The sequence below is a fragment of the Bradyrhizobium sp. genome, assembly GCF_019244115.1.
Taxonomy (GTDB): domain Bacteria; phylum Pseudomonadota; class Alphaproteobacteria; order Rhizobiales; family Xanthobacteraceae; genus Bradyrhizobium.
Window position 1 is genome coordinate 1 of the sequence record NZ_JAFATE010000858.1, and the last position, 8894, is coordinate 8894.

Annotated in this window: 9 protein-coding genes; 3 read left to right on the forward strand and 6 right to left on the reverse strand. The window is 63.4% G+C overall.

What is annotated here, in order from left to right; all coding sequences use genetic code 11:
• The 3 genes from JOZ76_RS36270 to JOZ76_RS36280 form a co-directional block, all read right to left on the reverse strand.
• On the reverse strand, positions 1-698 hold a 698-nt coding region (locus JOZ76_RS36270; protein WP_291706179.1), incomplete at its 3' end, for a formyl-CoA transferase.
• Between the two features lie 67 nt (positions 699-765).
• Positions 766-2496, reverse strand: coding sequence for an oxalyl-CoA decarboxylase (oxc, locus tag JOZ76_RS36275; protein ID WP_291706180.1), 1731 nt, complete (start codon positions 2494-2496; stop codon positions 766-768).
• Positions 2497-2547: 51 nt separating this feature from the next.
• Positions 2548-3273 (reverse strand): GntR family transcriptional regulator, encoded by a 726-nt coding sequence (locus JOZ76_RS36280; protein ID WP_441300160.1) that lies wholly within the window; start codon positions 3271-3273, stop codon positions 2548-2550.
• 178 nt (positions 3274-3451) lie between these two features.
• Here JOZ76_RS36280 and JOZ76_RS36285 point away from each other — a divergent pair, with 178 nt between their 5' ends.
• Positions 3452-5581: an acetate--CoA ligase family protein gene (locus tag JOZ76_RS36285; protein WP_291706181.1), complete on the forward strand. Its 2130-nt coding sequence runs from the start codon at positions 3452-3454 to the stop codon at positions 5579-5581.
• 141 nt (positions 5582-5722) lie between these two features.
• On the forward strand, positions 5723-6112 hold the full coding sequence (locus JOZ76_RS36290; RefSeq protein ID WP_291706182.1) for a DUF1236 domain-containing protein: 390 nt from the start codon (positions 5723-5725) through the stop codon (positions 6110-6112).
• Between the two features lie 50 nt (positions 6113-6162).
• On the opposite strand, the gene JOZ76_RS36295 is transcribed toward JOZ76_RS36290, so the two are convergent.
• The 3 genes from JOZ76_RS36295 to JOZ76_RS36305 form a co-directional block, all read right to left on the reverse strand.
• Complete coding sequence (locus JOZ76_RS36295) at positions 6163-6516, reverse strand: VanZ family protein (RefSeq protein WP_291706183.1); 354 nt, start codon at positions 6514-6516, stop codon at positions 6163-6165.
• 144 nt (positions 6517-6660) lie between these two features.
• Positions 6661-7275, reverse strand: coding sequence for a thiamine pyrophosphate-dependent enzyme (locus JOZ76_RS36300; protein ID WP_291706184.1), 615 nt, complete (start codon positions 7273-7275; stop codon positions 6661-6663).
• A gap of 9 nt (positions 7276-7284) precedes the next feature.
• A complete protein-coding gene (locus JOZ76_RS36305; protein WP_291706185.1) occupies positions 7285-7836 on the reverse strand; it encodes a thiamine pyrophosphate-binding protein in 552 nt (183 codons plus the stop codon).
• Positions 7837-8083: 247 nt separating this feature from the next.
• Here JOZ76_RS36305 and JOZ76_RS36310 point away from each other — a divergent pair.
• Positions 8084-8894, forward strand: an 811-nt coding sequence (locus JOZ76_RS36310; protein WP_291706186.1) for an NAD(P)-dependent oxidoreductase, incomplete at its 3' end; no start/stop codon positions are given.

An 8894-nucleotide genomic window follows, 5' to 3' on the forward strand; every position in this document is an offset into this window, starting at 1 on the left:
GGAATGCCTTCGCCGAACTGGCTGTATTCCTTCAAGGGGCCATGGGCGAGGCGCTGCTGGTCACGCAGCTTGACGCGGCAGAGATTGAGCACGCCGTCCTGCATCGCGGCGGTCACGCGCTGGCCCTGACCGGTCTTGGTGCGCTGGAACAGCGCGGTGACGATGCCAAGCGCGAGATGTAGGCCGGTGCCGCTGTCGCCGATCTGCGCGCCGGTCACGAGCGGCACGCCGTCGCGGAAGCCGGTGGTCGAGGCGGCTCCGCCGGTGCACTGCGCGACGTTCTCATAGACCTTGCAGTCTTCGTACGGTCCGGGACCAAAGCCCTTGATCGAGGCCACGATCATCTTGGGATTGATGCTGTGGATCTTCTCCCAGGGAAAGCCCATGCGATCGAGCACGCCGGGGCCAAAATTCTCCACTAGCACGTCGCACTTCTTGATCAACTCGGTCAGCACCTCTTTGCCCTTCGGGTTCTTGGTGTCGAGCGTGATCGAACGCTTGTTGTGGTTGAGCATAGTGAAGTAGAGGCTGTCGACGTTGGGAACGTCCTGCAGCTGGCCGCGCGTGATGTCGCCGACACCCGGGCGTTCCACCTTGATCACGTCGGCTCCGAACCACGCCAAAAGCTGCGTACAGGTCGGTCCCGACTGCACGTGGGTGAAATCGAGGATGCGAACCCCCGTCAGCGCCTTGGTCATCTGTTTCTCTCCTAAAAGTCTGTCTCTGCTGCGGTCACTCGCGCTGATACGAACGACGCGTTGCCGCTCACTTCTTCTTCAGCACGCTCTGCGGATTGAGATTGCCGATGCGTCCGCTCTCGGAACCTGCCGCCGGATCGATCACCGCGTTGATCAGGGTCGGCTTGCCGGAATCCATTGCTTCATTCACCGCGCGCTTCAGCTCGTCCGGGGTCGTCGCGTTGACGCCGACGCCGCCAAAAGCTTCCATCATCTTGTCGTAGCGCGCGCCCTTGACGAACACCGTGGTCGCCGGATCTGACCCGGCGGAATTGAGGTCGGTGCCGCGATAGATGCCGTCATTGTTGAGGATCACGACGCAGACCGGCAGCTTGTAGCGGCAGATCGTCTCGACCTCCATGCCGGAGAAGCCGAAGGCACTATCGCCCTCGATCGCCAGCACCGGCTTGCCGGTCTCGACGCTTGCGGCAATGGCCGAGCCCATGCCGATGCCCATGACACCCCAGGTGCCGACGTCGAGCCGCTTGCGCGGCTGATACATGTCGATGACGCCGCGCGTCAGGTCGAGCGCGTTGGCGCCCTCGTTGACCAGGATGGCATCGGGCCGCTCCTTGATGATGGTGCGCAGCACGCCGAGCGCGCCGTGATAATCCATCGGCGAATTGTTGTTCATCAGCCGCGGCGCCATTTTCGCGACGTTCTCTTCGCGCTTCTTCTGGACGGCGCTGGTCCATTCGGTCGGCGGCGCGAGCCAGTTCGCACTCATCGCTTCCAGGAAAGCGCTGACGCAGGACGCGATGTCGCCGACCACGGGCGCGGCGATCTCGACGTTGGAGTCCATCTCCTTCGGCTCGATGTCGACCTGGATGAACTTCTTGGGCGCTTCTCCCCAGGTCTTGCCCTTGCCGTGCGACAACAGCCAGTTGAGACGGGCGCCGATCAGCATCACCACATCGGCATCCTTCAGCACGGTCGAGCGTGCAGCGCCGGCGCATTGCGGATGCAGGTCGGGCAACAGGCCCTTGGCCATGCTCATCGGCAGGAACGGCGCACCGCTCTTTTCGACGAAATTCTTGATCGCCTCATCGGCCTGCGCATAGGCCGCACCCTTGCCGAGAATGATGAGGGGGCGTTTCGCGCTCTTCAGCACATCCAGCGCGCGCTTGATGGCGGCGGGGGCGGGGAGCTGCGCCGGCGCGGGGTCGATCACCTTGACCAGCGACTTCTGCCCGGCCTCGGCATTCATCACCTGCGAAAACAATTTTGCCGGCAGATCGAGATAGACGCCGCCCGGGCGGCCCGAGACCGCGGCGCGGATCGCGCGGGCAAAGCCGATGCCGATATCCTGGGCGTGCAGCACGCGGAACGCCGCCTTGCACAAGGGCTTTGCAACCGCGAGCTGGTCCATCTCTTCATAGTCGCCCTGCTGCAGGTCGACGATCTCGCGCTCCGAGGAGCCGGAGACCAGGATCATCGGGAAGCAGTTGGTGGTGGCGTGGGCGAGCGCGGTGAGGCCGTTGAGGAAGCCGGGGGCCGAGACCGTCAGGCAGACCCCGGGTTTCTTGGTCAAAAAGCCGGCGATCGCCGCGGCGTAGCCGGCGTTCTGTTCATGGCGGAAGGAGAGCACGCGGATGCCGGACGCCTGCGCCATGCGGCCGAGATCGGTGATCGGAATCCCCGGTACGCCGTAGATCGTATCGATCCCGTTGAGCTTGAGCGCATCGATGACGAGATGGAAACCGTCCGTCAATTCCTGCTCTGCGCCCGCTGCCTCGGTTTTCTGCGCGGTATTCAGCATGGGCCTTCTCTCCCTGTAGGACGGGTTATCGTCTTCTGTGGTGTGAACTTGCTAGCTGAACAGTTCCTGCCCGTGCGTCTCGACGTAAGTCGCAAGGCCCAGCGTGTGGTCGCGTGCACGCTTTTCAGCAAGCTCGGTGTTGCGTTCTTCCAGCGCCTCGATGATCGCAAGGTGTTCGGGCAGCGAGGCGGCGATGCGCTCGGTGCGGCCGATCGTCAGCTGACGATAGCCGCGCACATGCAACAGAATGTCATTGGTCATGTCGACCAGCACAGGCGATTCCGATAGCGAGATCAGCGCCTGGTGGAACGCGATGTTGGCCTTGGAATATTCCTCGACATGATCCTGCGGCAGGCGGTCGTTGCCAAAATCCTTGAAGAAGTCGCGCAGCGCCGAAATGTCCTTCTTGCGCGCCGTGGTCGTGATCAACCGCGCCGCCATGCTCTCGAGCGCGGCCCAGGCGCGGATCATGTCCACGATCTCGTTCTTGGTCCGCCGCACCACCATGATGCCGCGCCGCGGGACGGTCTTCACAAAGCCGTCCTGCTCCAGCATCGCGATGGCTTCGCGGATCGGGGTGCGGCTGACGCCCAGCCGTTCCGACAGCGCGCGCTCGTCCAGCATTACGGGCTCGGGCGTGGCGTAGATGTCCATTTTCAGGATGGCATCCTTCAACGCCTCATAGGCCTTGTTCTTGAAACTGGTCTCCGGCGCGATCCGGACGATTGCGATGTCAGCCTCGGCCATAGTCGGCGGCGCCTTGCTCTGTTTCTGCATGGATATGACAAATCTCCTGATGAGGGAGACGTCTACTTATCAGAAGAATGCCCGATAATTTTTGGCATGCCAGATGCCAGACTGTCAAGTTGAGAGCTTTTTCAATGCTTCATACCAACGGTCTGGCTTGACAACGAGACCTCTGGCATACCAAATGCCATGAAAGGGAGGAAGTCACATGTCAAGTGCCAAAGATGCGGTCCGCAACGTCTTCGACCAGGTGAAAGCCGACAAGCGCTCGAGTCTCACCGCGCCGGAAGGCAAACTGGTGTGCGACGCCTATGCGATCCCGGTTCCCCTGGAGGGACTGGCGAAGTCGGCCGCCGAGGCCGCCAAGATCGCCTCGGACATGGGTTTTCCGGTTGTCATGAAGATCGTCTCTCCCGACATTTTGCACAAGACCGAGGCCGGCGGTGTCGTGGTGGGGGTGAAGAGTGCCGCTGACGCGGAAAAAGCGCACGGCACCATCCTCGCGAACGCGAAGAAGTACAAGGCCGATGCCAGGATCGAGGGCATCCAGGTGCAGCAGATGCTCGCCGGCGGTACCGAGGTCATCGTCGGTTCAATCACCGACGGCTCGTTCGGCAAGCTCGTGGCCTTCGGTCTCGGCGGCGTGTTGGTCGAGGTCTTGAAGGACGTCACGTTCCGTCTGGCGCCAGCGACCAAGGACGATGCGCTGTCGATGCTGGACGGCATCCAGGCGCATGAGATGCTGAAGGGCGTCCGCGGCGGCGATCCGGTCAACCGCGATGCGCTGGCCGACATCATCGTCAAGGTCTCGCAGCTGGTCAGCGATTTCCCCGAAATCGTCGAGCTCGATCTCAATCCGGTGTTCGCGACCAAGGCGGGAGCGACCGCCGCCGACGTGCGCATCGTGGTCGACTTCGACTACAGGCCGCGCCCGGCGCCGCGCCCGACCGACGAGATCGTGGCCGCGATGAACCGCATCATGCAGCCGAAGGCGGTCGCCGTGATCGGCGCCTCTGCCGAGGACGGCAAGATCGGCAACTCCGTGATGAAGAACCTCGTCAACGGCGGCTACAAGGGCGAGATCCTGCCGATCCATCCGAAGGCTTCGGAGATCCTGGGCTACAAGGCCTACAAGAGCGTCAAGGACGTGCCCGGCGTGATCGACGTCGCGGTATTCGCGATCCCCGCGAAGTTCGTTGCGGCGGCACTGACCGAATGCGGCGAGAAGAAAATCCCGGGCGCCGTGCTGATCCCCTCGGGCTTTGCCGAAGCCGGGCATCCCGAACTGCAGGCGGAGATCGTCGAGGTCGGTAAGAAATACGATGTCCGCCTGATGGGGCCGAACATTTACGGCTTCTATTATACGCCGGCCAATCTCTGCGCCACGTTCTGCACCGCCTATGACGTCAAGGGTCATGCGGCGCTGTCGTCGCAATCGGGCGGCATCGGCATGGCGATCATTGGCTTCTCGCGCTCTGCGAAAATGGGTGTGTCCGCGATCGTTGGGCTCGGCAACAAGTCCGACATCGACGAGGACGATCTGCTCGCCTTCTTCGAGCAGGACCCGAACACCAACCTCATCGCGCAGCATTGCGAAGATCTGAAGGACGGCCGCGCCTTTGCGGAAGCCGCCAAGCGCGTCTCCAAGAAGAAGCCGGTCGTGGTCTTGAAGGCCGGCCGCACCTCGGCGGGCGCCAAGGCTGCGTCCTCGCACACCGGTGCTCTGGCCGGCAACGACAGGATATATGAGGACGTGTTCAAGCAGTCCGGCGTGATCCGCGCCCGCTCGCTGCGCCAGCTGCTGGAATTCGCCCGCGGCGTGCCGGTGCTGCCGACCCCGAAGGGCGAGAACGTGCTCATCATCACCGGCGCCGGTGGCTCCGGTGTGCTGCTGTCGGATGCGGTGGTCGACAACGGCCTGTCGCTGATGGCGATGCCGCCGGATCTCGACGCGGCGTTCCGCAAATTCATTCCGCCGTTCGGCGCGGCCGGCAACCCGGTTGACATCACCGGTGGCGAGCCGCCGATCACCTACGTCAACACGGTCAAGCTCGGGCTCTCGGACGCGCGCATCCATTCGCTGATCCTCGGCTACTGGCACACCATCGTCACGCCGCCGATGGTGTTCGCCCGCAACATGGTCGAGGTGAAGAAGGAGATGGAGGGACAAGGCTTCGTGAAGCCGATGGTCGCCTCGCTCGCCGGCGATGTGGAGGTCGAGGAGGCCGCTGAATATCTCTACCAGCACGGCATCCCGGCCTATGCCTATTCGACCGAGCTTCCGGTCGAGGTGCTTGCCGCGAAATACAAATGGGCGCGCGGCGCGGGCCTGCTCTGAAGCAAGCACAACAATTTCCGGAAATGCCGTCCGGTTCCGGGCGGCATTTTTGTTTTGTGCGCGAGGTTGCAGCGGCGGAACCGGAACATTCGTCGGAGCAGGAATGTTGAAGGCGCACTTTCAACATCTGTGGAGGCGAAGATGAGAATCAAACTATCCGGTGCCTTGATCGCCCTATCGCTTGCGGTGTCAGGCGCCGCCTTTGCGCAATCGACCACCGAACGGGGCGCGGTGAATGGTGCGCGGGCTGGCGGCGAAATCGGCGGCCCGGTCGGCGCGATGGTCGGCGGCACGGTCGGTGCGGCCGTCGGTGCCGGGCTCGAAATCCCGAATGCGGTGATCACCTCGGTCGAAGGCGTGCACGAGCCGTCCGTCGTGGTGGAGGAGCGCGTGGTGGTCGGCGAGCCGCTGCCGCCGACGGTCGAATTGCGGCCGGTGCCGCGCTACACCGAATATCGTTATGCGGTCGTCAACGACCGGCGGGTCATTGTCGATCCGCACACGCGAAGGGTGATCAAGATCATCGAGTAACGCAGACATTGCGCGTGAACGAGGGCCCGTCCGACGCCGCGGCCCTCGTTTCACGTCGGGCTTGGACGCGTTCTCCGCAGCATCCAGTCGAGCCCGCCCACGACCGCAAAGCCCACACAGGCGGCCGCCGCATCGACCAGAAAATCCTCCAGCCGCGCATGACGTCCGGGGACCCAGAACTGCAGCATCTCGATGAGGGCAGTCGCAGCCAGTGCGATGCCGGAAGCGAGCAGCCGCTGGCGCGGATAGGCGAGGCCGAATGCAAGCCCGATCAGGACGAAGGCAAACGCATGTTCGCCATCCTGGCCGAGATTGGAATGCGGCCGATAACTTGCGGGGCCGAGGGTCGCGAAGGTCACGGCGGCCGCAAGCAGCCAGGCGAACAGGCGGAGCAGGGGTGTCATGCCCGCCCATACCATAATTCGCACCACAGATAATGCTCACATCAATGTCAGTCGTACGTTTAGTTAACCGCACGCCCCGGTGCTCAATTTTCGAGATTCGCAAATAAATGCCGTCGATCGAGCTTCGGATGCGGAACGGCTGCATCATAGCGCCTGCCGCACGCCGAGCCCCGTCATGAAGCGTTCCCTGATCTGCACCGGATCGCGGCGCGTGATCCCAACTCCCGGTTTGTCGTCGATGCGCACACCGATCAATATCGGTACCGTCGCCGACAGCGCCTGATCGACAAGCCGTTCAAAATCCTCCTCGTCCGCGGCCCAGGTGCTGTCAGCGAGCCCGCTCGCGATTGCGATCGCGACGATATCGGCAACGGCGGAGGCCGGCGTCGGCTGGCTGCCGGTGATCTGATAGAGACCATTGTCCATCACGACCATCACCAGGTTCTTCGGCTTGAGCGCCGCGATGGTCGACAGGCAGCCGAGCTGCATCAAGAGCGAGCCGTCGCCCTCGAGCGCGAAGACGCGACGCTCCGGCTGCGCCAGCGCGACACCGAGGGCGATCGGAAAGGCCAGGCCCATGCTGCCCAGCATGTAAAAATTCTGCGGACGGTGACCGGCGGCCCACAAATCGAAATTGGTATTGCCGATGCCGCCGATTACGGCCTCTTCGTGCTTCAGCCTGTTGACGAGCCGTGACGTGACGTCAAAACGGTTCATCACCTTGGTGTTGCGGTTGGTCGGCGTTGCGGACGCGTTCATCCCTGGGCCTCACTTGTCGAACACTTTGCCGCCGGTCAGCAGTGGTGAGAGGATCAGTGCCACCGCCGCCTGCGTGGTGACCGCCTGCTTGATCGAACGGTCGACGGTGAATTCCAGCTCGTCGAGCCGCGTGATCGTGTGGTGCTCCATCGCAAGCGAGTCGAGCACCGGGCGCATGGTCCGGCATACCAGCGACTGCCCATAATTGAATTCGCCGAGCGTGCCGCGCTCGGAGACGACCATGACCAGCGGGATCTGGCAGGGCATGACCAGCGACGCCAGCACATTGGCGAGCGTCGCAAAGCCCGACGTCTGCATCAGCACCGCGCCGCGCGTGCCGCCCATCCAGGCGCCGGAGACGATGCCGACCGCCTCTTCCTCGCGCGCGGTCGCAAACGTGGTGAAAAACGGATCGGCATGCAGGCTCCTGATCAGCGCTGTCAGCACGCGATCCGGCACGTAGGGCACCAGGCGGACCTCGTTGCGCTTGAGCGTCTGCAGGACGATCTCGTGCCAGCTCCGCTCGGTCTGAGACGCTGCATGTCCGTCGGCAGCCGTCATCCCGGTCTCCCTTGTTCTGCAACGGTTGTTCTTCGGTCTTGCCGCAGCGAGCCGCAACTTGACGCCGTCAGCGGGATTGTCAACATGCGTTCAAGCGGCGAATTGGCCGCAGCGCGCGGCATGCGACGATGTGAGAGATGACAGCCGACGCGCGAAGGTTCCTGGAGGAAAACCATGCCTGGGTTGTCGGAGGATTGCCGGATCGCAATCCGTATCCATCTTCGTGTTGCGAACTGAAAGCCCTGCAATGACTGTCAACACCAAGCGCGTCTTCTACGTCAAATATCTCGCTCATCCTGTCTACACCGACATGCTGGCTGCACGGCCCGACATCCGTCTCGACCGGCTCGAGAACGACAGCCCGGACCAGGTCGCAGCTCCCATCCTCTCGGCCGCGCATGTCTACCAGGTTGGCGCGGCGCGCGACGAGCTGGCCCGGCATTTTCACGTCGATGCCGGTCTGCTGCGCCGGGCCCCGAACCTTCTGATCGTTTCCAGCAACGGCGCCGGTTTCGATCCCGTCGATGTCGAGGCCTGCACGGCGGCGGGCGTGCTGGTCGTGAACCAGTCCGGCGGCAACGCGCAGTCGGTCGCCGAGCACGCGCTCGGCATGATGCTGACGCTCTCCAAGCGCATCATCGAGGCCGATCGTACGCTGCGACGTGAAACCGGCGTCAACCGCAACAGCCTGATGGGCACCGAGGTGCACGGGCGGACCCTCGGCATCGTCGGGCTCGGCCATGTCGGGCGCCGCCTGGCCACGCTGTGCAGCGGTCTCCTGGGCATGAAGGTGCTGGCGTATGATCCTTACCTTTCGGGTGAGGAGATGGCTGCAAGGGGCGGGCAGAAGGTCGAACTCGACGAGCTGCTGCGCCGCTCCGACTATGTCTCGATCAATTGCCCGCTCACCAAAGAGAGCCGCGGCATGATCGGCTCGCGCGAATTTTCGCTGATGCAGCCGCACGCGTTCTTCATCACCACCGCGCGGGGATTCATCCACGACGAGGACGCGCTGCTGGCCGCCCTGCGTGACAAGCGCATCGCCGGCGCCGGCCTCG

What these genes read in the sequence shown, in the direction of transcription:
- oxc (WP_291706180.1), bottom strand. Translation starts at nt 2,496, where the DNA reads ATGCTGAATACCGCGCAGAAAACCGAGGCAGCGGGCGCAGAGCAGGAA.
- JOZ76_RS36280 (WP_441300160.1), bottom strand. Translation starts at nt 3,273, where the DNA reads ATGCAGAAACAGAGCAAGGCGCCGCCGACTATGGCCGAGGCTGACATC.
- JOZ76_RS36285 (WP_291706181.1), top strand. Translation starts at nt 3,452, where the DNA reads ATGTCAAGTGCCAAAGATGCGGTCCGCAACGTCTTCGACCAGGTGAAA.
- JOZ76_RS36290 (WP_291706182.1), top strand. Translation starts at nt 5,723, where the DNA reads ATGAGAATCAAACTATCCGGTGCCTTGATCGCCCTATCGCTTGCGGTG.
- JOZ76_RS36295 (WP_291706183.1), bottom strand. Translation starts at nt 6,516, where the DNA reads ATGACACCCCTGCTCCGCCTGTTCGCCTGGCTGCTTGCGGCCGCCGTG.
- JOZ76_RS36300 (WP_291706184.1), bottom strand. Translation starts at nt 7,275, where the DNA reads ATGAACGCGTCCGCAACGCCGACCAACCGCAACACCAAGGTGATGAAC.
- JOZ76_RS36305 (WP_291706185.1), bottom strand. Translation starts at nt 7,836, where the DNA reads ATGACGGCTGCCGACGGACATGCAGCGTCTCAGACCGAGCGGAGCTGG.